Origin of the sequence: Sphingomonas sp. J315, assembly GCF_024666595.1 — a bacterium.
Taxonomy (GTDB): domain Bacteria; phylum Pseudomonadota; class Alphaproteobacteria; order Sphingomonadales; family Sphingomonadaceae; genus Sphingomonas.
Window position 1 is genome coordinate 2,842,620 of the sequence record NZ_CP088296.1, and the last position, 23,006, is coordinate 2,865,625.

Annotated in this window: 19 protein-coding genes and 5 pseudogenes; 12 read left to right on the forward strand and 12 right to left on the reverse strand. The window is 66.4% G+C overall.

Annotated elements, in window-relative coordinates; all coding sequences use genetic code 11:
• The first annotated feature begins 17 nt into the window (after nt 1-17).
• From LRS08_RS14450 to LRS08_RS14460, 3 genes and pseudogenes are all read left to right on the forward strand, one after another.
• Nucleotides 18-1,190: a murein transglycosylase A gene (locus LRS08_RS14450; RefSeq protein WP_260480869.1), complete on the forward strand. Its 1,173-nt coding sequence runs from the start codon at nt 18-20 to the stop codon at nt 1,188-1,190.
• A gap of 3 nt (nt 1,191-1,193) precedes the next feature.
• A pseudogene (locus LRS08_RS14455) lies at nt 1,194-1,829 on the forward strand (Smr/MutS family protein).
• Between the two features lie 69 nt (nt 1,830-1,898).
• A complete protein-coding gene (locus tag LRS08_RS14460) occupies nt 1,899-3,575 on the forward strand; it encodes a putative bifunctional diguanylate cyclase/phosphodiesterase (protein WP_257843015.1) in 1,677 nt (558 codons plus the stop codon).
• 86 nt (nt 3,576-3,661) lie between these two features.
• On the opposite strand, the gene dapE is transcribed toward LRS08_RS14460, so the two are convergent.
• A complete protein-coding gene (dapE, locus tag LRS08_RS14465) occupies nt 3,662-4,786 on the reverse strand; it encodes a succinyl-diaminopimelate desuccinylase (RefSeq protein ID WP_257843014.1) in 1,125 nt (374 codons plus the stop codon).
• A 25-nt stretch (nt 4,787-4,811) separates the two neighbouring features.
• Here dapE and LRS08_RS14470 point away from each other — a divergent pair, with 25 nt between their 5' ends.
• Nucleotides 4,812-5,258: a cupin domain-containing protein gene (locus LRS08_RS14470; protein WP_257843013.1), complete on the forward strand. Its 447-nt coding sequence runs from the start codon at nt 4,812-4,814 to the stop codon at nt 5,256-5,258.
• 95 nt (nt 5,259-5,353) lie between these two features.
• On the opposite strand, the pseudogene LRS08_RS14475 reads toward LRS08_RS14470, so the two are convergent.
• Nucleotides 5,354-6,020 (reverse strand): annotated as a pseudogene (locus tag LRS08_RS14475) (glutathione S-transferase family protein).
• A 112-nt stretch (nt 6,021-6,132) separates the two neighbouring features.
• Between LRS08_RS14475 and LRS08_RS14480 the strand changes: the two are divergent.
• The 5 genes and pseudogenes from LRS08_RS14480 (at nt 6,133) to LRS08_RS14500 (ending at nt 10,107) form a co-directional block, all read left to right on the forward strand.
• The gene (locus LRS08_RS14480) at nt 6,133-6,606 is read left to right on the forward strand and encodes a hypothetical protein (RefSeq protein WP_257843012.1); all 474 of its coding nucleotides are present in this window, start codon (nt 6,133-6,135) and stop codon (nt 6,604-6,606) included.
• A 69-nt stretch (nt 6,607-6,675) separates the two neighbouring features.
• A complete protein-coding gene (locus LRS08_RS14485) occupies nt 6,676-6,918 on the forward strand; it encodes a hypothetical protein (protein WP_260480870.1) in 243 nt (80 codons plus the stop codon).
• On the forward strand, nt 6,915-8,063 hold the full coding sequence (locus tag LRS08_RS14490; RefSeq protein ID WP_260480871.1) for an alpha/beta hydrolase family protein: 1,149 nt from the start codon (nt 6,915-6,917) through the stop codon (nt 8,061-8,063). The genes LRS08_RS14485 and LRS08_RS14490 overlap by 4 nt, the downstream gene beginning before the upstream one ends.
• Before the next feature lie 1,275 nt (nt 8,064-9,338).
• Nucleotides 9,339-9,884: pseudogene (locus tag LRS08_RS14495) on the forward strand (alpha/beta hydrolase family protein); the annotation flags it as partial.
• Entirely contained in the window at nt 9,814-10,107 is a 294-nt protein-coding gene (locus LRS08_RS14500) for a prolyl oligopeptidase family serine peptidase (RefSeq protein WP_312026621.1), read from the forward strand. The pseudogene LRS08_RS14495 and the gene LRS08_RS14500, both read left to right, overlap by 71 nt.
• A 14-nt stretch (nt 10,108-10,121) precedes the next feature.
• Here LRS08_RS14500 and yihA read toward each other — a convergent pair whose 3' ends face one another.
• The 6 genes from yihA to LRS08_RS14530 form a co-directional block, all read right to left on the reverse strand.
• A complete protein-coding gene (gene yihA / locus LRS08_RS14505) occupies nt 10,122-10,763 on the reverse strand; it encodes a ribosome biogenesis GTP-binding protein YihA/YsxC (protein ID WP_257843010.1) in 642 nt (213 codons plus the stop codon).
• Nucleotides 10,760-12,523, reverse strand: a complete 1,764-nt coding sequence (yidC, locus tag LRS08_RS14510) for a membrane protein insertase YidC (protein WP_257843009.1) — start codon at nt 12,521-12,523, stop codon at nt 10,760-10,762. Before yidC ends, yihA begins: the two co-directional genes overlap by 4 nt.
• Nucleotides 12,524-12,543: 20 nt before the next feature.
• Nucleotides 12,544-12,756, reverse strand: coding sequence for a membrane protein insertion efficiency factor YidD (yidD, locus tag LRS08_RS14515; protein ID WP_260480873.1), 213 nt, complete (start codon nt 12,754-12,756; stop codon nt 12,544-12,546).
• The gene (rnpA, locus tag LRS08_RS14520) at nt 12,753-13,070 is read right to left on the reverse strand and encodes a ribonuclease P protein component (protein WP_257843008.1); all 318 of its coding nucleotides are present in this window, start codon (nt 13,068-13,070) and stop codon (nt 12,753-12,755) included. Before rnpA ends, yidD begins: the two co-directional genes overlap by 4 nt.
• Nucleotides 13,071-13,171: 101 nt before the next feature.
• Nucleotides 13,172-13,306: a 50S ribosomal protein L34 gene (rpmH, locus tag LRS08_RS14525; protein WP_044332822.1), complete on the reverse strand. Its 135-nt coding sequence runs from the start codon at nt 13,304-13,306 to the stop codon at nt 13,172-13,174.
• Nucleotides 13,307-13,393: 87 nt separating this feature from the next.
• Nucleotides 13,394-13,636 (reverse strand): hypothetical protein, encoded by a 243-nt coding sequence (locus tag LRS08_RS14530; protein WP_260480874.1) that lies wholly within the window; start codon nt 13,634-13,636, stop codon nt 13,394-13,396.
• Between the two features lie 145 nt (nt 13,637-13,781).
• Here LRS08_RS14530 and LRS08_RS14535 point away from each other — a divergent pair.
• Nucleotides 13,782-14,923: pseudogene (locus LRS08_RS14535) on the forward strand (YifB family Mg chelatase-like AAA ATPase); the annotation flags it as partial.
• Between the two features lie 70 nt (nt 14,924-14,993).
• On the opposite strand, the gene LRS08_RS14540 reads toward LRS08_RS14535, so the two are convergent.
• On the reverse strand, nt 14,994-15,254 hold the full coding sequence (locus LRS08_RS14540) for a hypothetical protein (RefSeq protein ID WP_257843003.1): 261 nt from the start codon (nt 15,252-15,254) through the stop codon (nt 14,994-14,996).
• A gap of 278 nt (nt 15,255-15,532) precedes the next feature.
• On the opposite strand from LRS08_RS14540, the pseudogene LRS08_RS14545 reads away from it, so the two are divergent.
• A pseudogene (locus tag LRS08_RS14545) lies at nt 15,533-15,916 on the forward strand (ATP-binding protein); the annotation flags it as partial.
• Here LRS08_RS14545 and LRS08_RS14550 read toward each other — a convergent pair.
• The 3 genes from LRS08_RS14550 to LRS08_RS14560 form a co-directional block, all read right to left on the reverse strand.
• Complete coding sequence (locus tag LRS08_RS14550; RefSeq protein WP_257843002.1) at nt 15,913-17,001, reverse strand: PepSY domain-containing protein; 1,089 nt, start codon at nt 16,999-17,001, stop codon at nt 15,913-15,915. The pseudogene LRS08_RS14545 and the gene LRS08_RS14550 sit on opposite strands and share 4 nt — an antisense overlap.
• A 17-nt stretch (nt 17,002-17,018) precedes the next feature.
• Nucleotides 17,019-19,178 (reverse strand): TonB-dependent receptor, encoded by a 2,160-nt coding sequence (locus LRS08_RS14555; protein WP_257843001.1) that lies wholly within the window; start codon nt 19,176-19,178, stop codon nt 17,019-17,021.
• Between the two features lie 171 nt (nt 19,179-19,349).
• On the reverse strand, nt 19,350-21,284 hold the full coding sequence (locus tag LRS08_RS14560; RefSeq protein WP_260480875.1) for a methyl-accepting chemotaxis protein: 1,935 nt from the start codon (nt 21,282-21,284) through the stop codon (nt 19,350-19,352).
• Nucleotides 21,285-21,579: 295 nt separating this feature from the next.
• On the opposite strand from LRS08_RS14560, the gene LRS08_RS14565 reads away from it, so the two are divergent.
• Nucleotides 21,580-22,950 (forward strand): alginate export family protein, encoded by a 1,371-nt coding sequence (locus LRS08_RS14565; RefSeq protein ID WP_257842999.1) that lies wholly within the window; start codon nt 21,580-21,582, stop codon nt 22,948-22,950.
• The last annotated feature ends 56 nt before the right edge of the window (nt 22,951-23,006 follow it).

Sequence of the window (23,006 nt, forward strand, 5' to 3'; positions counted from 1 at the left end):
CGCTAGCGGGGGGTGCCGTGCCCGCGCGGCCCGCGCCTGCGCCATCGACCGGTGTTCCCGTGCGCCAGCCGGTTGCCGCGACTCCGCTTGCGCCCGCCCCCGCTGCGGCGGTTCCGGCCGGGGTCACGACCGCCGCAGCCGCAGGTCTGACCGCCGGTCCCGCCGTGCAGGATCTGCCGATTACGATGGCCGCCGCCGCGCGCGCGCTGGGCGCGTTCAAGATCAGCTGTGCGACTCTGGTTCGTCGGACCGACGCCACCGGCCTGACTCGCGGTGCGGACTGGCAGCCGGCCTGCGATGCCGCGCGCTCCACCCAGGACCGCGATGCCGGGGCATTTTTCGCCCGCCATTTCGAAACGGTGCAGGTCGCCGACGGCAAGGCATTCGCCACAGGCTATTATGAGCCGGAAATCGCAGGATCGCGCACCCGCCGCCCCGGCTATGACGTGCCGATCTACGGCCGACCGTCCGACCTGATCGATGTCGATCTGGGCAGCTTTTCGGAGTCTTTGGCGGGGCGGTCGATCCGCGGTCGCGTGGATGGGACCAAGCTTGTCCAATATCATGACCGCACCGCGATCGAGAAGGGCGCGCTGGCCGGACGCGGGCTGGAAATCGCCTGGGCGGCCGATCCGGTCGAACTCTTCTTTCTCCAGATTCAGGGCTCGGGTCGCCTGCGCCAGCCCGACGGCAGCGTCATGCGGATCGGCTATGCCAGCCAGAATGGCCGCGACTATACGGGGATCGGCAAGCTGATGCTCGACCGCGGGCTGCTCAAGCCGGGACAGACGTCGATGCAGGGCATCATGGCCTGGCTGCGCGCCAACCCCGAACAGGGGACGGCGATCATGCGCGAGAACAAGAGCTATGTGTTCTTTCGCGAGCTGACCGGGCCGGGGCCGCTGGGCGCGCTGGGCGTGCCGGTGACCGCGCTGGCGACGGTGGCGACCGATCCGAAATTCGTGCCGCTCGGCGCACCGGTCTTCCTGTCGATGGACCGGCAGGACGCCAATGGGCTGTGGATCGCGCAGGATACCGGCGGCGCGATCAAGGGCTCGAACCGGTTCGACACCTTTTGGGGCGCGGGCGACGATGCGCGGGCGATTGCCGGTGGCATGGCTGCGCGGGGCACCGCCTGGTTGCTGCTGCCCAAGGGAACGCTCCAGCGCCTCGGCGCCGCGCGCGACTGATCCATGGCACGCCCGCCGCGCGCCTTGTCGCCCGAGGAACGGGCGCTGTGGCAGCGCGTCATTTCCAGCGTGACGCCGATTGCGAAGCGACCTGCAAGCCTCCCCCCTCAGCGGACGGGTTGGGGGTGGGGCGTCCGCATCTCACCGAGACCCGTCGCCCGGAGGATAGGCCCCACCCCAACCCCTCCCCTGAAGGGGAGGGGCTTAAGAAGGTGAAGGGGCGCGTACCGTCACCGCGCCAGCCCCCCGCCGCCGCCACCCGCACCCAAACAACCCCGCGACACACTCGATGGCGGCTGGGATCGCCGCTTGTCGCGGGGTCTTGTCGCGCCCGAAAGCACGATCGACCTGCACGGCCACACGCTTTCCAGTGCCCACGCGATGCTCGACCAGGGACTGGCCCGGGCGATTGCGCGGGGCGACCGCGTTCTGCTGCTGATCACCGGCAAGCCGCCGCGCCCCGAGTCCGAACGACCGCATGCGCGCGGCGCGATCCGCGCGGCGGTGGGGGACTGGCTCGCCGCATCCCGCCATGCCGATGCCGTCGCCGCAGTGCGCGGCGCGCACCCCCGACATGGCGGGCAGGGTGCGCTCTATATCGTGTTGCGCCGTCCCCGGTCGCCGGCGCGAAATTTTTAACTCTTTCGCGGCATACCTTTGTGAACAGCCGGAATTGGTCCGGCTGGCGTGGGGGATCGCGCAACCGCAATGGACGGATTTTCGCTCAAAAGCCGCGCGATTGCGTTCGCGCTGTGCGCCGGGGCGTTTGTCTTCATCCTGGCGCTGGCCGCGACCACGCGCGGGCAATTCGACGTCGCGAACACCAGTCGCGCGCTGATCGCCGCAATCATCTGTGCCGCAATGTGCTGGGCCTATGCCGAGCGGACAATCGCCTCGACCGCCGAGGCAATCGACGCCGCGATCGAACGGCTGACCCAAGCCGCCAACGGCGACCTTCAGAGCGAGATCCCGCGCGAGGTGGAGCAGTGCGTTCCGCCGCTCGCGCATGCAATGGACGGGCTGTTCCGCCAGCTCCATACGAACCTGGAAAGCGTCCAGCGGCTCGCGATGTACGACCCGGTCACGGGTCTGCCCAATCGCACCCATTTCCGTCGAAGTTGCGAACGGTTGCTCGCCGAGCTGCCGCAGGACGCGATGGCGGCCCTGTTCTTCATCGACCTCGACCGGTTCAAGGCGGTCAACGACACGCTGGGTCATGCCGTCGGGGATCAGCTGCTCAGCATGGTCGCCAACCGGTTGCGCGCAGTTGCCGACCGGTTCGCAATCGAGGGTGATGCGCGTCAGCCGCTGATCGGTCGCCTGTCCGGCGACGAGTTCACCATCTACTTCCCCGAACTGGGGCATGTCCGCGACGCCGATCGGGTCGGGCGCGGCATCCTTTATGCCCTGTCCGAACCGTTCGACCTGGCCGATCAGGAGGTGTCGATCGGCGCGTCGGTGGGGATCGCGATCCGCCCCGAACACGGCACGTCGCTGACCGACCTGATGCGTGCTGCCGACGCCGCGATGTACCACGCCAAGGCCAAGGGCCGCGGCCGCGCCGAACATTTCACCGACCAGCTTGCTAGTGACATCGCCGAACGCGCCCTGCTCGAAAGCGATTTGCGCATGGCGGTCGAACGCAACCAGTTCACCCTGGTCTATCAGCCACAGATCAGTGCACTCGACGGTCGCATCGTCGCGGCCGAAGCATTGCTGCGCTGGCAGCATCCGACGCGCGGCCTGTGCCTGCCCGGCACCTTTATCGGGCGGGCCGAGGAAACCGGCCTGATCGTCGAGATCGGCGAATGGGTGGTCGAACATGTCGCCGCGACCATCGCCCGCTGGGGCGAGATGGGGATCGAGCAGCGGCTCGCGGTCAACATCAGCCCGCGCCAGCTCGATCACGCCGCCTTTTTCCGCCGGTTGCGCGAAGCGATGCAGGCCGCAGGGGCACCCGCGCGGCTGCTGGAGCTGGAGATTACCGAGACGCTGGCAATGCACTGCTCGCGCGAGGTGATCGACGCGATTGCGGCGCTGCGCAGCGATGGCGCGACCGTGGCGGTGGACGATTTCGGGACTGGCTATTCGAACCTTGCGCGCCTGCGCGACCTGCCGCTCGATCGGGTGAAGCTCGACCGCAGCCTGGTCGAAAATGTCGCCACCAATGCCGAGGCGCGGACGATCGCGCATGCGGTGATCGGCCTGATCCACGGTATCGGCTGTGAAGTCGTGGCCGAGGGGATCGAGACCGAGGCGCAGCTGGAAGTGCTGCGCGTGATCGGGTGCGACATCCTGCAGGGCTATGTCATCGCCAAGCCGATGGCGGAGGCCGCGTTCCTCGACTGGGCCAGCGCCGCGCCGCGACTGGCGCTGCGCGCCTGAGCAACCTTCGTTTGCCCTAAGCCTGTCGAAGGGCTGCGAGCGCAGGCTTTCGTGCTTTCGACGGGCTCAGCACAAACGGGGTTTGGTCAGCCCGCGAACACCCGCCCCAACACGCCCGTGTAGATTCGTGTCAATACATGGAGGTCGTCCAGCGCGACCGCCTCGTCCAGCTTGTGCATCGTCGCGTTGAGCAGGCCGAATTCGACCACCGGGCAGATGCGCGACAGGAAGCGCGCGTCGGATGTGCCGCCGCTGGTAGAAAGCTCGGCCGTAACGCCGGTCTGGGCGTGGATCGCTTCGGACACCAAGGTCGAAAGCGCACCCGGCTCGGTCAGAAACGCCTCGCCATAGACGCGACCGCGCACGATGCCGGCGGGGGCGTGGGCATGGACGATGTCCTGCACCCGCGCGATCAGGTCGTGGCCGCGATGCTGGTCGTTGAAGCGGATCGAGATACGCGCCTTTGCCCGACCGGGGATGACGTTGGTCGCGGGGTTGCCGACCTCCAGGTCGATCACTTCGATATTCGATGGCTGGAACCAGTCGGTGCCTTCGTCGAGGACGATCGCATCGATCTCCGCCAGCGCGCGGACGAGGCGGGGGACCGGATTGTCGGCGAGATGGGGGTAGGCGACATGCCCCTGTCGCCCCGGCACCTCGATATCGATCACGGTCGACCCGCGCCGCCCGATCTTGATCGTGTCGCCGAGGCGGCGGGCGGAGGTCGGCTCGCCGACCAGGCACATGTTCGGGGTCAGGCCGCGCGCTGCCATCCGCTCGATGATCGCGACCGTTCCATAGGTCGCCGGGCCTTCCTCGTCGCCGGTGATGATCAGGCTGACGGTGCCGGAAGCGGGGGCCGTGCCGAGCGCGGCGACGAAGGCGGCGATCGCGCCCTTCATGTCCACCGCGCCGCGTCCGTAGAGCAGGTCGCCGCGGATTTCCGGCTCAAACGCACCCGACGCCCAGCCTTCGCCCGGCGGGACGACGTCGAGATGCCCGGCAAAGGCGAAATGCGGCCCGGGCCCGGCGCTGCGCACCGCGAGGAGGTTCTCGACCGGGCCGTCGGGGGCTTCACCCGCGACGAAGCGCTCGACCTCGAAACCAAGCGGGGTCAGCGCCGCCTCCAGCACATCGAACACCGTGCCGCGCGCCGGGGTGATGCTGGGCGCGGCGATCAGCGCCTTGGTGAGTTCGACGACATCGGGCATGTTCGCTCCTTCAATGGAGGCTCCTTTGCCCAAGCTCGACCTCGACACAATCCCGCAGACCAACGCGACCGGCTATCCTGCAGAATATGCGGATGTGGTGCAGGGTCGCTGGTACCGCCGCCTTGCCCCGGCATCGGGGCTCACGGACTTTGGCGCGAGCCATGTGACGCTGAAGCCCGGCGCATGGTCGGCGCACCGCCACTGGCATGAGGGCGAGGACGAGCTGGTGGTGATGATCGTGGGCGAGGCGGTGCTGGTCGACGATGCGGGCGAGCATGTGATGCGCCCCGGCGACGTCGCGGCCTTTCCCAAGGGTGACGGTAACGGCCATGTCCTGCAGAACCGCAGCGACGCCGATTGCGTATTCGTCGCGATCGGCCGCCCTGCGGCGAGCGACTGCCACTATCCCGATATCGACATGCATCTGGAGCATGGCGTCGGGTTCAGGCGGAAGGATGGGAGCGGGTTCTGATCCCATCGTCACCCCGGGCCTGACCCGGGGCCCCGCTGCCTTGACCGCCCGAAGAAGCTGGGCCCCGGGTCAAGCCCGGGGTGACAGCTATTCGTTCAAGCCGGTTCCTGCTCGAACTGTTCGATCACCCATTCCTCTTCCTGCGCGCCGGCGATCCAGTCCTGCATGAAGGGATGCTGGAGCACCGCGTTCATATAGGCCGGGGCGAAGCGCGCGACGGGGAGCGAGTAGGTGACGAAGCGGGTCACGACCGGCGCGAACATCACGTCCACCGCGCCGAACTGGCCGAACAGGAATTCACCGTCGCCGCCATAGCGGGCGCGGGCCTGCGCCCATAGCTCCATGATCCGCTGGATGTCGTGCATCACGTCTTCGTCGGGGGTCTTGGGCGGATAGACCTGGCGGATGTTCATGCTGTGCTTGCGGCGCAGTGCGGCGTAGCCCGAATGCATCTCCGCCGCCATCGACCGCGCCATCGCGCGTGCGGCGGGATCTGTCGGCCAGAATTTGTCGCCGCCCGACTTCTCGTTGAGATATTCGACGATGGCGAGGCTGTCCCAGACGACGGCGTCGCCATCCCACAGGATCGGCACCTTGCCCGACGACGGCGCAAACTCGTCGCCCTCGCGGCGCTTGTCCCAGTCCTGATCGTAGAGCGGGACGACCACCTCCCTCGAAGGGAAGCCCGGAGAGCTTGCACGCGAGCCAGCCGCGCAGCGACCAGGATGAATAGGCCTTGTTGCCGATGAAGAGCTTGAGCATCGCGTGGGGATAGCGGCGGGACGGGGGCGGGGCAACCGCGCCAAATCGCTTGAAAACAATGTTCAGTTTGGGCAGCTTCCCATCTGTCCCGTCCGGGGCATGGGGGAATTGAATGCCGCGTAAATTGATGATGTTGGCCGCCGCACTGGCGTCGGCCGCAAGCCTGCCTGTTCTTGCGCGCCAGGCGGCGACGCCCGCTGCGCCCGCCCGCGCTGCGCTGCCGGTCGAGGCGTTTGCCGACATGCCGAATATCGAGGACCCCGAGCTGTCGCCCGGCGGCAAGTTCATCGCCGCCAAGATCACGGTCGATGGCACGCAGTATTTCGCGGTGATGGCCCCGGAGGCCGGAGCGAAGCCGCGGTTGTTCCGGGCGGGCGAGATCGAGGTCAATTGGTGGCGCTGGGTCAATGACGACTGGCTGGTCATCGGCGTGGGTCAGGGCGAGACGGAGAAGCGCGGCAGCTGGTATGTCACGCGCGCGGTGGCGTATCAGCCATCGACCGGCAAGATCATCCACCTGACCGCCGACGGTTCGACTGCGGATGGCGACAATGTCATCTGGGTTTCGGCCGACGGTCCACCCTGAATCCTCATTTCGTCGCGCACCACCGACTATGTCGACGAGCCGAATTTCTGGCCGCGCGTCGATGAGGTGATGCTGGACACCGGCAAGCGGCGCAGCGTCACGGCCAATTATCTCGGCATCTGGCGATGGGTTGCCGATGGCACCGGCAACGTCCGAATGGGCGTCGGTAACGGATTGGAAGGGCGCATCCGGCGCGTTGTCTATCGCGACAGCACAGCCGAATCGTTCCGCACGATCGACCGGTCACCGCGCGGGCGGGAGGGCTGGCGCTGCCGGTCCTGTTCCTTGCGGACAAGCGCCGTGCACTGGTGATCGACGACGACGCCGAGGGCTTTTCGACGCTCTATACGATGGACCTGGCGACGCTCGAACGCGGCGAGGCGCTGTTCGGCACCAAGGGCTATGACATTGGCGGCATCATCCCGGATGCGACGCGCACCAAATTGCTGGGCGTCACCGTGCATGGCGACCGCCCGGGCATTCACTGGATCGACCCGGAAATGGTCGCGATGCAGCAGACCGTGTCCGGGCTGGTCAAGGGCGCACAGGTGTCGATCCAGTCGGTGAGCGCCGACCTGTCCACTGCGATTATCGCGATCGGTGGTGCCGACGCCCCAGGAGGCTTCTTTCTGTTCAAGCGGGCCGGCAACACGCTGATGCCGCTTGGCTACACCAATCCCAGCATCAAGATGCGCAGGATGCACCCGGTAAAGACGATCCGCTACAAGGCACGGGACGGTCTGGAAATCGCTGCGGTGCTGACGCTCCCCGTCGGGCGCAAGGACAAGCTGCCGCTGATCGTCATGCCGCACGGTGGCCCGCGTGCGCGCGACAGCGAGACGTGGGACTGGTGGGCTCAGTTCCTCGCCGACCGCGGCTATGCCGTGATCCAGCCCAATTACCGGGGTTCGACCGGCTACGGCACCAAGTTTATGGAAATGGGGGAGGGGCAATGGGGCCTCGCGATGCAGGACGACCTGAATGACGCGGTGACGGAGCTGGCGAAGCTCGGCATCGCCGACCCCAAGCGGGTGTGCATGGTGGGTGGTTCCTATGGCGGATACGCGGCGATCCGCGCGGCGCAGCGCGACGGGTCGCTCTACCGGTGCGCGGTGTCGTTCGCCGGCGTCTCCGACCTCAACCGCATGGTCCGGCACCACCGCAACTTTCTATACGGCAACATCCGCGGTGCCTGGCTGCGCGAACAGGCACCCGACCTCAAATCGGTTTCGCCGATCAATTTCCCCGAACAGTTCACGATCCCTGTCCTGCTCGTGCATGGCGAGAAGGACGGCGTGGTTCCCGTCGCTCAATCGCGCGAAATGGTCGAGCAGCTGAAAAAGGCAGGCAAGGACGTGACCTATATCGTCCAGCCCGAGGGGGGACCATCATCTCAGCCGTGGCGCGGACCGGCTGGAGTTCCTGAAGGCAATGGAGGCGTTCCTGGCCAAGCATAATCCGGCGTGATCGTGCCGGTGGCGCTGAAAAGCTGCGAGGGGGCGGGGCTGGATTCGCGTGTGCGTTTCCGGTCGCGCGGACAGGTTGATCTTGAGGGGTAAGGGGAAAGAATGTCGCGGTTTTTCTTGAGCGTAGCTCTGCTTGCGCTGGCTCCGGTCGCGTCGGCGCAGGCGCCGGCCGCTACATCTACGGCCGCACGACCGCCGATGGCGCTGGAGGTATTTGCCGAGCTGCCCCAGGTCGAAGACCCGCGCATGTCGCCCGATGGAAAGCGGATCGTCGCGAAGCTCGCCCGCGATGGGCAGATGTTCCTTGCGGTCATCGCGATCGATGGCGCTACCGCCCCGTCCTATATCCATCCGGGTGAGGTCGATCTCAACTGGTGGCGCTGGGTCAATGACGACTGGATCGTCGTCGGCATCGGGCGCGAGCAAAAGGTCGACGGCGACACATTCTACATAAGTCGCGCACTCGGCATTCAGCTTTCGACCGGCAAGATGACCGTGCTCGCCGAACGCGATGCGGCGCAGCGCGCGGACGATGTGATCTGGGTCGCGCGCGACGGATCGGCACGGGTGATGCTCGCCTACCAGACCTCGATCTTTATCAACCAGCCGGGTTTCTGGCCCAAGGTGGAGGAAATCGACCTAGCGACCGGCAAGCGCCGGCTGGTTCAGGGGCCGCGCGAGGGCGTGTTCGACTGGTATGCCGATCGCGACGGCGTGGTGCGCATGGGTGTCGGGTCGTCGCTCGACGGCCGGTCGAGCCGGCTGCTCTATCGCGAGAGCGCCGACGCGCCCGTCCGCACGGTGGACCGCGCCAAGCGCGGCAAGGATCGGCTCACCATCCCCTCGCTGTTCCTGCGCGACAAGAACAAGGCGTTGGTGATCGAGGATGACGAGGCGGGCTTTTCGGCGCTGTACGAATATGACCTCGCCACGCTTCAGCGGGGGAAGCAGCTGTTCGCGACGCCAGGCTATGACATTGGCGGCGTGATCGCGGATAGCAGCGGGGATGGCTTCGCCGGCGTCCATACCGAGCAGAACCGCCCATCGATCCACTGGAGCGATCCGCAAATGGCCGCGATGCACGGCGCGATCGCGGGCCAGGTCAGGGGCGGGCAGATCACGATCACCTCATTGAGCCGCGATGGCCAGTCGGCGGTGATCAACGTCAGCGGACCCGATACGCCCGGCGCATGGATGGTCTATCGCAACGCCACCCGCGAGCTGACTGCGCTGGCGCTCGACAACAAGACGATCGGGCTCAAGCGGATGCATCCCGTGACAACGATCCGCTACAAGGCGCGCGACGGGGTCGAAATCGCGGCGGTGCTGACGCTGCCGCGCGGCAAGTCGGGCAAGCTGCCGTTGATCGTGATGCCGCATGGCGGCCCGCGCGCGCGCGACAGCGAGGTGTGGGACTGGTGGGCGCAATTCCTGGCCGATCGCGGCTATGCGGTGGTGCAGCCAAATTATCGCGGCTCCACCGGCTATGGCACCAAGTTCATGGAGATGGGCGAGGGGCAATGGGGCCTGGCGATGCAGGACGACCTGGACGACGCGATCAAGGCGCTCGCCGATCAGGGCATCGCCGATGCCAAGCGCGTCTGCATGGTCGGCGCGTCCTATGGCGGCTACGCGGCGTTGCGCGCAGCGCAGCGGGACGGTGACAAGTATCGCTGTGCCGTCTCATACGCCGGGGTGTCCGACCTCAACCGGATGGTGCGGCACCAGAGCAACTTCCTCTATGCCGGTGCACGGGGGGGACTGGCTGCGCGAGCAGGCACCCGACCTCAAGGATATTTCACCGGTCAACTTTGCGGGCGCGTTCGGCATTCCCGTGCTGTTGATGCATGGCGAGAAGGACCGCGTCGTCCCAATCGTCCAGTCGAAGGTGATGGCGCAGAAGCTGAAGAGCGCGGGCAAGGACGTGACCTATATCGTCCAGCCGCTGGGCGACCATCACTTCACCCGACAGGAAGACCGCGTCGAGTTCCTGAAGGCGATGGAGGCGTTCCTCGCCAAGCATAACCCGGCCTGAGCCGGGCGAGGCGGTCAGATGCTGACCGCCTCGATCACTGCGGCGCGCAGCTCGGCGATGCCGTCGCTCTTTTCGCTCGACGTGGCGAGGATGTCGGGATGGGCGGCGGGGCGCTTTCGTGCTTCGTCGATCGTCCGCTGGGTCACTTCGGCCAGTTCTGCCGGCTTGATCTTGTCGCCCTTGGTCAGGACGATGCGATAGCTGACCGCCGCCGCGTCGAGCATGTCGAGGATGTCGCGGTCGACTTCCTTGATCCCGTGGCGGCTGTCGATCAGCACCAGCACGCGCTTCAGCACATCGCGCCCGCGCAGATAGTCGTTCACCAGGAAGCGCCATTTCCTGACGACGTCCTTGGGTGCCTTGGCAAAGCCGTAGCCGGGCATGTCGACCAGCCGGAACTTCACCGGATCGCCGACATCGAAAAAGTTGAGCTCCTGAGTCCGCCCCGGCGTGTTCGACGTGCGCGCGAGCCCGTTACGCCCGGTCAGCGCGTTGAGCAGCGAGGATTTGCCGACATTCGACCGCCCGGCAAACGCCACTTCCGGCACGACCGCGTCGGGCAGGAAGTGGAGCGCAGGCGCGGACTTCAGGAACGCGACGGGCCCCGCAAAGGTCTTGCGCGCGCCCTCGATCAACTCGGGGTCGAACTCGGTCACTTCTTCCCCTTGCCCGGTTTGGGGGTGGGCGCTTGGATCACCGCACCCGATGCGGGCAGCGGTTCCTTCAGCGCCGGGTGGCGCATGTACAGGAACTTCTGCTGCGCGATGGTGAGCAGGTTCGAGGTGATCCAGTAGAGCTGGAGACCTGCCGCGAACGGCGCCATCACGAACATCAGCACCCATGGCATGATCGCGAACATCTGCTTCTGGATCTCGTCTGTCGGCGCGGGGTTCAGCTTGAACTGCGCCCACATCGACACGCCGAGCAGGATCGGGAACACGCCCAGCGCCAGGAACATCGGCAGCTGGATGCCGGTCAGATAATGGACCAGGTTGACGAGGTTCGCGGGGTCGGGAGCGGACAGATCCTTGATCCACAGTACCAAAGGCTGGTGGCGCATTTCGATCGACAGCATCAGCACCTTGTACAGCGCGTAGAGGATCGGAATCTGGAGCAGGGTCGGGAGGCAGCCCGCGAGCGGGTTCACCTTCTCGTCCTTGTACAGCTTCATGATTTCCTGCTGCTGGCGCGGCTTGTCGTCCTTGTAGCGTTCCTGCAGCGCCTTCATCTTGGGCTGGAGCGCGCGCATCGCGGCCATCGACGCAAACTGCTTCTGCGCGATCGGGAACAGCAGCAGGCGGACGGTGACGGTCAACAGGATGATCGCGACACCGAAATTGCCGACCATGCGGAACAGCCAGTGAAGGTAATGGAAGATCGGCTTTTCGAAGATCTCGAACCAGCCCCAGTCGATCGCCTTGCCGAACTGGCGGATACCGCCTTCTTCCTCGTAGCTGTCGAGCAGGTTGATGTCCTTCGCGCCCGCGAAGAAGCGGGTCGTCTGGGTCATCACCTGGCCGGGCGCGACCTGGCGCGCCGCAGTCGGCTCGAACTGCGCCTGAGTCGCGCTATTGGCGGCGGGGCGGAAGCCGAGGCCCACCGGCATGCCCTGATCGGGGACCAACGCGGTCAGCCAGTAGATGTCGGTATAGCCGATCCAGCCGCCCTTGGTATCGAACCGCTGGGCACCTTCGTCTTTCACCGTGTCGTAATTGACGTCGTAATCGACGATGCCGTCATAGGAAGCGACCGGGCCGGCATGGATCGTCCAGGTGTCGATATCATTGCCCGGACCGTGGCGGTAGAGAAAGCCATAGCCGGCTACCGCAATCGGCGTCTGCCCCAGGTTCACGACCTTCTGGCGGACGGTGAACATATAGCCTTCATCGACCGACAGCTCGATCGCGAAGCGCTGCGTGCCGCTGGTCGCGGTGAGTGTGACCGGAGTGGTCGGGGTCAGCTTGGTGCCGCTCGCGTTCCACACCGTGTCCGCGCCGGGGGCGTTGAGTCCCTGACCCGACCAGCCGAAACCGGCGAAATAGGCGTCGCGCGTGCCGCTTGGGGAGAGCAGGCGGATCGGCGCGCTGTCCTTGGCGATCGTTTCCTTGTGCTTGACCAGCACCAGATCGTCGATCCGCGCACCCTTGAGGTTGAGGCTGCCGCGCACCGTCGGCGTCTCGATTGCGATGCGCGGGGTTTCGCGCAGCACGGTCGCGCGGTCGCGGATCGCGGCGGGGGTGTCGGCGGTGGGGTCTGCGCCCGGATTGGGGACGATCTTGGGCGTGCCGTCCTGTGTCTTGGTCACTGTCGGGGCCGGCGGCGTCGGGAACAGCCAGCCGGTCATCGCGGGCCATGCGAACAGCAGCAGGCCGGCAATCACGGCGAACAGCAGGAAATTCTTCTGGTCGTCTTTCACGTCATTCCCCGGTCAGGATATCAGGGCACTGGGTCATAGCCGTGCCCACCCCATGGATGGCAGCGAAGGATGCGCCGCAGCGCGAGCCATCCGCCCTTGAGCGCCCCATAGCGGGAGAGCGCCTCGATTGCATAGGCCGAACAGCTTGGCGCGAAACGACAGCTGGGAGGCAGGATGCGCGACGGCCCGATCTGCCACCCGCGCGCGATGAGGATGAACAGGCGGGCAATCACCGCTTCACCTTCGCCAGCGCTTTGGCCAGTTCGGACTTGAGCGCCGCATAGTCGCGCTCGATCCCGCTCGCGCGGCCGATCAGGACATGATCCGCCCCGGCGACGCCGTCGACCGGCAGCACCTCACGCACCAGCGCGCGAAAGCGTCGCTTCATGCGGTTGCGGGTGACGGCGTTGCCGACCTTCTTCGACACGGTGATGCCGATTCGCATCGTCGCATCTGCGTCGCCGCGCGGGCGCACGATCAGCACGAAGCCGGGCATCGGCGCGCGCTTGCCGGCATTGGCGGCGAGATAGTCCTTGCGCTGAGTCATCCGCGCTAGCCCCGCTTTCGAGGCGGGCGGTGAACGCAAACAGCCCGCTTCCTCGGCCGAGGAAACGGGCTGGTTCGACACCAGCGATGCTGGCGTCAGGCTTACGCGCTCAGCTTGTTGCGGCCGCGGGCGCGGCGGGCGCGAATCACATTGCGGCCGCCGGGGGTCGCCATGCGCGCGCGGAAGCCGTGCCGGCGCGCTCGCACCAGGTTGCTCGGCTGAAAGGTCCGCTTCATCGCTCATTCCCTGAATTCTAGAAACTGAAATGGCCGCCGCAGGGGCGACCGTGTGAACGGGCCCGTTAGCCAAAGCGGAGGCCGAAGTCAATTCGCGGCAAGCCTTTTTGCCCGTGTACGGCGGCGCTTGGCGCTACCGCGCACCAATATCCGGTCGATGAACGCCCCGGCCCGCGGCCAGCGCGCTTTCAATCGCACGAATCGATGCCGCGCCCAGCGTGAATTGCGCAGAATCAGGATGAGGCCGAACGTCGCGATGACCGTCCCGCCGGGGCCGGGCAGGGGCGAGGCGAGCGGCGCGACGACCAGAAACAGGGTCCAGCCGCTCACCAGCAGGGCGATTCGCATAAAGGGATGCGGGCTTCGCATGGGTCCGAGATGGGGCCGTGTGTTGCCGATGCAAGACGCAGGCGCGATGAACCGTTTCCCTCGCAGGAAAAGCCGCTAAGAGTGTGCGAACAAAAGGGGGGCGTTGATGGTCGCGAGTGTCTCGACGGTCGCATATCTCGGGCTGGAGGCGCGCGCAGTCGAGGTGCAGTGCAACCTCGTCCCCGGCCTCCCCAAATTCATGATCGTCGGCCTGCCCGACAAGGCGGTGGCCGAGAGCCGCGAGCGGGTGCGCGCGGCGATGGCGGCGATCGGCCTCGCCATGCCGCCCAAGCATATCGTCCTCAACCTCTCGCCCGCCGATTTGCCCAAGGAAGGGTCGCATTTCGACCTGCCGATCGCGCTGGCGCTGCTGGCGGCGATGGGGGTGACCGATGCCGAGGCGCTGGCCGATTATGTCGTGGTCGGTGAGCTGGCGCTCGACGGGCGCATCGCCTCCTCGCCCGGGGTGCTGCTCGCGGCGCTGCACGCGGCGGGGAAGGGGAAGGGGCTGATCTGCCCCGCGGCACAGGGGGCGGAGGCGGCGTGGGCGGGGACAGGCGCGGTGCTCGCCGCGCCCGATCTGGTCGGGCTGCTCAATCACCTCAAGGGCCAGCAACTGCTCGGATCGCCCGAGCCGGGTGAGGCGGACCCGCCGGGCTTCGGTCCCGACCTCAGACAGGTGAAGGGGCAGGAGACCGCCAAGCGCGCGCTCGAGATCGCGGCGGCGGGCGGGCACAATCTGCTGATGGTCGGCCCGCCGGGCGCGGGCAAGTCGCTGATGGCAAGCTGCCTTCCCGGCATCCTCCCCCGCTCGACGCCGCCGAGGCGCTGGAGGTGTCGATGGTGGCGAGTGTTGCGGGGACGCTGGAGGGCGGGCGGCTGACGCGCACGCGCCCCTTCCGCGCGCCGCATCATTCGGCGTCGATGGCCGCGCTCACCGGCGGCGGGCTGAAGGTCAAGCCGGGCGAAGTCAGTCTCGCGCATCTCGGCGTGCTGTTCCTCGACGAACTGCCCGAGTTCCAGCGCGCGGTGCTCGATCCGCTGCGCCAGCCGCTCGAGGCGGGGACGGTCAGCGTCGCGCGTGCCAATGCGCATGTGACCTTTCCGGCGCGCGTTCAACTGGTCGCGGCGATGAATCCGTGCCGTTGCGGCCATCTGGGCGACCCGGCGCTCGCTTGTGCACGCGCCCCGCGCTGTGCCTCCGACTATCAGGCCAAGGTGTCGGGGCCGCTGCTCGACCGCATCGAACCAGTTTTCAAGTCAGAAATGCAGTCAGTCTGCTAACGACCCCGCTGCTGACATTCGGTGGGCTAAGCTTTCACGGGTTCGGTTTCCACCAAGCGTATGCCATCGTAATCCAGCCGCCCACGAATGCAGCTATCGCAATCCAGCCAGCCATGAACGGAAGCTCTGGCGCACAATAGTCGAGGCAAAACACGACTGGTCCGGATGCTGGGGCCTCGACCCCAAAGAAATCGGCAAATTGATCCCAACCGCCCATTACCGCCGAGAATATGTAGGCTTGGACAATCCATGCTTGAACGGCCCAAGCTATCAAAGAGACCAAAAAGAGCAGCATAGCGCTCAGTAACCGCCGATCGCGCCTCATGCTTGCACCTCCTGCGACTGCTCGCACCAAGCCTATGTTCTTGAACGTCAGCTTTCCACCCAAAATCAGACGTTCCCGACCCGTGCCAAAAGCGGTCATTCGCCGTTCGATTGTCGCACGCGCCTTAGCTATTGATAGGGAAGGGCAATTTTGACGTGCATGTAGGTCGATACACCGCGCAACAATATTCCACGTTCAAAAATCGGATGAAATGTGAAGGTTTTAGCGATTTTGAACATGGTAGAACTGTGCTCGACCGCATCGACCTGCATGTCGAGGTCCAGCCGGTCACTGCCGCTGACCTTGTCCTGCCCCCGCCATCGGAAGGGTCGGCGGAGGTCGCAGCGCGCGTCGCGGCGGCGCGCGCCGTGCAGCGTGCCCGCTATGGCAGCGACGGTCCGCGCACCAATGCGGAAGCCGACGGCCCGGTCCTCGACGTGGCGGCCACCCCGGATGAGGCAGGCCGCAAGCTGCTGGCCCAGGCCGCCGAGGCGATGCGGATGAGCGCGCGCGGCTATACCCGCGTCCTGCGCGTCGCGCGCACCATCGCCGACCTGGCGGGCGCGGAGACGGTCGGGCGTATCCATATCGCCGAGGCGCTCAGCTATCGGCGACAGGCCCCCCGAAGCTAGGCGGCGGCGAGCGGTCGCGCCGCCCGTGCGCGTGCCTTGGGCCGCTTGAACCAGAAGGTCCACACCGCGAAACTGCCCAGCATCGCCAGCACCAGCCCTGTCGACGCGACCACCAGCTTCCACAGCCACCCCCCGACCTTGGCGGCGTGGAGCGGATAGACGCTGTTGTAGGCGCGGATGCCGGTGGGCATCGCGTGCGCGTCGCGGGTATCGACGATCGCGCCATTCTCGGGCTGGAACCAAACCAAGGTGCGGCCATTGGGCAGCCATTCGGCGGGCTGGCGCAGGCGCATCTGGATCAGGTCGCCGGGCTTGCGCGGCAGCGCGACGAGGCGGATCTCCGATCCGGGATAGCGGGCGCGCGCCTCCGTGAACATCGCTGACCAGTCGAGGTCGCGGGCGAGCGGGCCGCCCTTCACCTGAGGCGGCGCGAACGGCTTTTGCAGCGCGCCGACGCTCTGGCCCGGGGTGAACACCGCAGTGCTGACGGGCTTGAGCACCATCAGCATCCCCGTCGCCATCGACAGGAACAGCAGGGGCGCGAACACCACGCCGATGTCGCGGTGATGGGTAACGATCGCCGGGCGGCTCATCCGTTTGGGGAAGAGGCGGAGTTTGAAGGTCTTGCGCAGTCGCCACCACAGGATGACGCCGGTGACGACGAAGGCGAGGCCGATTAGCCCGGCGATGCCGGCCACCGTCGCGCCGAGATCGTCAAGGAACAGATGATGGTGCAGGTCGAACAGCCACAGCTCGAACCGGTCCCATTTGCTGTCCCATTGTGCCACCACGCGCCCGGCCTGATCGGCATAGGCACCGGCTTCGCCCGAGTAGGAACGGCGGGTTAGGCCAAAATCCGAATAGGCGAACAGCAGCGATCGCGGCGTCTCACCCGGTGCTGCGAGGGCGGCGTTCATCTGCGCGCCGAGCGCGGCGACATCCTGCCGCTGCGCGTCGCCCGCGCCGGGCAGCCAGCCCAGCCATTGATGTTTGAAGACGAGGATCGCGCCCGACAGGCCGAGAACGCCGAGCACCAGCCCGACGATCCCGCCCGTCCAGCGATGGAGCAGATCGACCCACTTCATCCCCGCCGCGCCTCCGCTCAGAACTTCACATCGAAGCCGAGCGTGAACACCCGCCCGCGACCCGAGAAGAAGCGGAGATTGTCCGCCACCGAAATCGTGTCGCTGTTATAGGTGATGTAGGTGGCGTCGAACAGGTTCGACACTGCCAGCGTTACCCCGCCAATGCCGACATCGTAGCGTACCACCGCGTCGGTGAGGTTATACCCCTCGAACGCGGTCGCGCGATTGTACGCCGCCGGGTTGGTCGACAGCTGGAAGGTCCGCGACAGATAGAAGCCGGTCTGCACCCGCGCGGTCAGCGGGCCGCGCGCATAATCGAGCGCGATGTTGAGCCGGTCGGGCGAGATGTTGGCACCGTCGAGGTCGATATCCACCGCGCCGTCGCCATTGCTGTCCGTGCGTCCCGCCAGATGGGCATAGCCGATGCTGGCGCGCAGGCCATCGACGGGCAGGCGGACGCCGAGATTGATCTCCAGCCCCTGGATCTCGATCCGCTGGCGCTGGACGTCATAGACGCCCGCCGGGTTGAGCACGAGCAGCCCGCCGAGCTTGGAGGACGACCAGAAATAGGTCGCGCTGGCGTCGAGCGGGCCGCGCTTCACCTCGACCCCGATCTCGCGGTTGTTCGAAACCACCGGGCTGATGTCGAGGAAGTTGTCGATGTCGACATTGGGCACGTTGATCGCGCGCAGGATGCGGCCGACATCGGCGATCGTGTAGCCTTCGGCATAGCTGGCATAAGCGCGGATGCCCGGCGTCGGCTCGACGATCACGCCGCCATTGACCAGCGCGTCACGGAAGCTGGGGTTGCCGCCGCTCACCGCGCGCGAGCCATAGGAGGCGAGGGTCGTGAAATCGTCGACCTTGAGTTTCACATCCTCGTAGCGGACGCCGCCAGCGAGGCGCAGCCTGTCGTCGAACAGGCCAAGGTTGAGCTGCGCAAACGGCGCAAGGCTGCGGAAAGTGGTCGGGGGCACCCAGTTGCGGTCGGTCCACAACAGCGACTGGACGGTTTCGTCCCACAGGCTGTCAAAGCCGATCGTCGCGGTCAGGGCATCGGCGAATTTCCGCTCGTAGCTGAACCGCGCGCCCAGCTTGCGTGACTGGTTGACCGACTGGTCGAACAGGGTGTTGAGTGGTGCGATCCGCGCGTCCTGAAAGGTCGAGGTGATCGACCCGCCGAACACGTCGTTGGTGCGGTTGAAGAATGCCTGAAGGACCAGCTTGCCGCCGGCCAGATCGCTGTCGGTCAGCGTCAGATTGACCGTCTCCACCCGGTTCGACACCGGCTCGCCATCCGGGTTGCCGCGTACGCTGGTCGATGGGGTGTTGGTCGCGCGGCTGCCCGCGACCTGAACATAATCGTGATCGCCCTTGAGCTCGAAGCGGTTGGCGAACAGCTCCAGCCGTGCGGTATCGTTCAACTGCCAGCCGAGCCGCGCGAACGCCGACCAGCTCTTGCTCGCCATCGTGTCGCCCTGTGCGCCATCGACGCCGATGATCCGGCCCGCGCCGTCGTAAAAGACGCCGCGCTTTTCATAGGCCCCGCCGACCGTGGCGTCGAACGCCCCGCCGCGCCACGCGACCAGCGCCGCTGCCTTGCCGCCCAGGCCATTGCCGTCGAACCCGTTGCCGGCGCTGCCCTGAAGCAGCGCACGGCCCGAAAAGCCGTCGTTCGTCGGTGCCTTGGCAACCACCTGATTGACCACGCCGCCGGTCGCGCCAATGCCCTGAAGTGCGTTGGAGCCATAGATCAGTTCGACCCGGTCGAGGAAGAACGGGTCGATCGTGTAGCCGTCGCGCGACCCGTCACGGACCGGGGTCGATTGCGGGATCCCGTTGATCGCATAGAGCGGTGAGCGGCCGCGCAGCGTCTCGCCCGCGCCCGACAGCTTCTGACGGGTCGGGGAAAAGGAATGGGCGAGGTTGGCGACCGCATCGACCACCGATCCGGCAATCGCGACTTGCTGGTCCAGCTCTTCCTTCTCGATCACATCGACGGTCAGCGGCAGCGCGCTGGCGGGCAGGTCGGTGCGTGCTGCGGTGATGATGACCTGATCCGTCTCATCCGGCGCGGGCGCAGGCACAGGCGCGGGATCGGTCGCGGCATGGGCGGCGACCGGAGCCAACAGCGCGAGCGCGACGAGGGGCAGGACGGAAATCTTGGCGACGGACATGCGGAAACTCCCTTTCCGCGCCCGCTATCAAGGTCCTGTCGATAATGCAAACGCCTCGCATTAGATTCTCGCATGCCGTTGCAACCACGCAACGGTGTGCGGTCCGATATGAAGCCGCCGCCCGGAATTCCGGACGGCGGCTCCTGTACATCACGTCTCAACTGGGCGGCGTCAGAAGGCGTCCCACTCATCGGCACCCACCGCTTTCGCGACTGCGGCCGATCCGTTCGCGACCGGAAGCGCCTTGACGGGGGAGCGATAGGCCGGCTTGGCTTCGGCCTTTGCTGCGGGCTTCGGCTTGGGCTTGGATGCGGGGCTTTCAGTCTTGACCTGCGGTGCAGGGTTGGCGGCGAACGCGCGCGGCCGACTGTCCTCGCCGATCCGGAACCGGGCCGACTGTTCGGTCAGCGCGGTCACCTCGTTCGACAGGTTGCGCGCAGCGGCCGATGTTTCCTCGACCATCGCCGCGTTCTGCTGGGTCGAATGGTCCATCGCCAGGATCGCGGTCGAGATCTGGGTGATCGCCGCCGACTGCGCCTGATTGTCCGCTGCCATCTGGCCGAGCAGCGCGTGAACCTCGCTGACATCGCCCGAGATGTTGACCAGCGCGCCATCGACCTTCTGTACCGCGCCGACCGCCGAATCGATGTCGGTGCGGGTCACGGTGAGCTGCTCGCGTGCACGTCCGGCCTCTTCCTCCGCACGCATTGCGAGCGCGGAAACGAGATCGGCGACAACTGCAAAGCCGCGACCGGCTTCACCGGCACGTCCGGCTTCGACTGCCGCATTCATCGCGAGAACGCGGGTCTGGAACGCGATCTTGTCGAGGCCCTCGATGACGTCGTCGATACCCTTGGCGCTGTCGGCGACACGGGTCATCGCCTGGGTCGCTTCCTCGGCGACGGCGCGGCCCGATGCGACCACCGCGATCGCGCCATCGGCACGCTCCACGGTGCGCGTCGCGGCTTCGGCGGTCTGGCGCAGGCGATCGTTCATCTGGCTGACTGCGGCGGAGGTTTCCTCCAGGCTCGCGGCATTGCCTTCGGTCCGGCGTGCAAGGTCGTCGGACGCGTGGGCAATCTCGCTCGACCCGGTATGGATCGCACGCGAACTGTCCACGACAGTGCCGATCAGCGCGCGCAGGCTGGCCAGTGCTTCGTTGAAATTGGCCTTGAGCTGTTCATAGGCCGGCGGGAAGGGCTGGGCGATGTTCGCGGTCAGGTCACCCTTTGCTACCGCGTCCAGCTGGGTGCTGATCGTGTCACACACCATCTTCTGCTCGGCATCCGTTTGGGCCTTTTCGGCCTGTGCCGCCTCATTCGCCACAGCAGTCTCGCGGAACACGAGCACCGCCTTGGCCATCGCGCCGACCTCGTCCTTGCGGTCGGTTCCGTCGACTTCGACGCGGTTGTTACCTTGTGCCAGCGTGCCCATCGCGGCCTGTAGACGCGCGAGCGGCTGGGTGATGCCGAGCCGCGCGACGAACACCGCGATGCCGACACCGGCGATCACACCGATCACCGACAGTACCAGCAGCCAGGTGACTGCGCGGGACACGGTCGTTTGGAGCTCTGCGGTCGCTGCATCGCCCTCTTCGACCCGCTTGTAGGTCAGCTTCGAGATATCGTCCGACAGGCCGTCCAGCTCCGCATTGGCCTTCAGCACCAGCTGCTGCGCCGCATTGCGGTTTCCGGCCAGACCCTGCTTGACGGCTTCGGCGGACAGGCGGTGCAGCTCGGCATAACGTGCCTTCAGCTTCGCCACATCGTCCTTCAGCGCCGGGTCCGCCGCGACCGCGTCCTCGAAATTCTTGCCGCCGCGCTCATAGCCCTTGACGAGCGTCTCGGGCAGTTCGCGAGCGACCTCGCTCGCGGGGTCGAAGGCCAGCGCGCGGGCGGCGGTATATGCCTGTTCGATCGCGCGGCGATTGGCGCGCGAAATGTCGGTCGTCGCGGGCAGCTTGTGTTCGACCAGCGCGCCATAGCCGTCATTGACGCCCTGCACCGTGTTCGATCCATAGACTGCGATGCCCAGCGTAATCGCGCCGAGAAACAGCAGTAGCGAGGCGACCTTGGTCGCGATCTTGAGATTATTGAGCAGCGTCATATCCGCCCCCTATTCCGATTGTGATCCGAAGTGACGCTACGGCGCCATCGCGGATATTAAAGACGCGGGGGGTGGCTCGGGGGCGGCGTATAGGCAAATCTACTTAATGCCGACCGCGTAACGATCCGTGAAATTGGCGGGGTATCGGCGGTAAGATGCTGAATATCATTGGTGTATTTATGATACCCAAATCGGGGGTCGCGGCACTGTCTTGTGCGCATCGCCCGCAGTCTGGGGCCGGGGGGAGGTTTGCCCCTCTATAAGTAACGCGATGTTACATTTTAGGGGCACTGCCATGAACACCGGATTCACCAGCATGCTCGGCGGAGCTGCCTTCGCCCTGCTGATCGGAAGCGCTGGAGTGGCGCATGCCGGTCCCGACAAGGAGGATGCCGGCGGCTTTTCGATCGAGGGCAGCGTGCGCGTGCGCGGCGAGGCGCTGGAGGGTCAGGTCCGCCCGAATGCGGCGGAGAGCGACGCGATGTTGTCGTTCCGCACGCTGATCCTTGCCCGTTACGACTTTGGCGGCGTCCATGTCGTCGGTGAGATCGACGACGCGCGCGGCTATGGCCAGGATGTCCGCTCGACCACCAGCAGCGCCGATATCAATTCGCTGGAACCGATCCAGGCCTATCTGGGCATCGAACTGGGCCAGATCGCGGGGCAGAAGGGGAAAGGGCTGCTGCGCCTCGGCCGCTTCACCTTCGAATCCGGCTCGGGCCGGTTGATCGAGCGATCGGATGCGTCCAACTCGCCGGTCACCTTTCTCGGCGTGAACTTCGACTGGAGCAGCGCGCGGGGTGACCGCGTCCATGTGTATCTGACCCAGCCGTTCGAGCGCCTTCCGACCGCGGCGGCGGATCTGCGCGACAATAAGTTCGAGCTGGACCGCACCAGCCCCGGCCTGCGCCTAGGCGGCGTGTCCTTTACCCGCGCCAAGCTCGTGGCTGGGGCCAATGCCGAAGTGTTCGGCATCTGGCTCGATGAAAAGGACAGCGTCGGCCGCGCCACCCGCGACCGCAATCTGTTCACCTTTGGCGGCCGCCTCAACCGCGTCCCGGCCAAGGGCAAGTTCGATTTCGACGTGGACGGCGCGGTCCAGCACGGCACCACTCGCGCATCGACGTCGGGCAGCGATGTGACCGATCGCCGCGTGCGCGCCGGGATGGTCCATGCCGAACTCGGCTATACCTTCCCCAAGGGCTGGACTCCGCGCGTCGCACTGCTGCTCGATTATGCCAGCGGCGACACGCCCGAGGCTGCCTATCACCGCTTCGACCCGCTGTTCGGTTCGCGCCGGGGCGATTTCGGCCCCAACGGCCTGTACGGCCCGCTCAGCCGCTCGAACATCGTCAGCCCCGGCATTGCGATCGAGGGCAAGCCGTACAAGGCGTGGGACTTCTCGATCAAGGCCCGCAAGCTGTGGCTTGCCTCGGCGACCGACAGCTTCGGCGCGACCAATGTCCGCGACGCCAGCGGCGCCACTGGCCGCGACGCGGGTGCGCAGGTCGAAGGGCGCGTGCGCTACTGGGCCGTGCCGAAGCGGGTGCGGGTCGAGGCCGGCGCCGCCTGGCTCGCCAAGGGCGATTTCCTCACCACCGCGCCCAACGCCCCGGCGACCGGCGACATGCGCTTCGGCTATCTGGCGGTGACCACGTCGTTCTGACCGAAGCTCAGCTCGCTTTCTGAGCGGGCGGAGATCGATTGGGTAGCAGGGGAGGC

Excerpts from the sequence above, each read along its gene's own strand:
- LRS08_RS14555 (WP_257843001.1), bottom strand. The coding sequence starts at position 19,178 with ATGTCCGTCGCCAAGATTTCCGTCCTGCCCCTCGTCGCGCTCGCGCTG.
- LRS08_RS14540 (WP_257843003.1), bottom strand. The coding sequence starts at position 15,254 with ATGCTGCTCTTTTTGGTCTCTTTGATAGCTTGGGCCGTTCAAGCATGG.
- LRS08_RS14480 (WP_257843012.1), top strand. The coding sequence starts at position 6,133 with ATGCCGCGTAAATTGATGATGTTGGCCGCCGCACTGGCGTCGGCCGCA.
- dapE (WP_257843014.1), bottom strand. The coding sequence starts at position 4,786 with ATGCCCGATGTCGTCGAACTCACCAAGGCGCTGATCGCCGCGCCCAGC.
- LRS08_RS14460 (WP_257843015.1), top strand. The coding sequence starts at position 1,899 with ATGGACGGATTTTCGCTCAAAAGCCGCGCGATTGCGTTCGCGCTGTGC.
- LRS08_RS14485 (WP_260480870.1), top strand. The coding sequence starts at position 6,676 with ATGCTGGACACCGGCAAGCGGCGCAGCGTCACGGCCAATTATCTCGGC.
- LRS08_RS14550 (WP_257843002.1), bottom strand. The coding sequence starts at position 17,001 with ATGAAGTGGGTCGATCTGCTCCATCGCTGGACGGGCGGGATCGTCGGG.
- rnpA (WP_257843008.1), bottom strand. The coding sequence starts at position 13,070 with ATGACTCAGCGCAAGGACTATCTCGCCGCCAATGCCGGCAAGCGCGCG.
- LRS08_RS14565 (WP_257842999.1), top strand. The coding sequence starts at position 21,580 with ATGAACACCGGATTCACCAGCATGCTCGGCGGAGCTGCCTTCGCCCTG.
- LRS08_RS14500 (WP_312026621.1), top strand. The coding sequence starts at position 9,814 with ATGCCGGTGCACGGGGGGGACTGGCTGCGCGAGCAGGCACCCGACCTC.
- rpmH (WP_044332822.1), bottom strand. The coding sequence starts at position 13,306 with ATGAAGCGGACCTTTCAGCCGAGCAACCTGGTGCGAGCGCGCCGGCAC.
- LRS08_RS14560 (WP_260480875.1), bottom strand. The coding sequence starts at position 21,284 with ATGACGCTGCTCAATAATCTCAAGATCGCGACCAAGGTCGCCTCGCTA.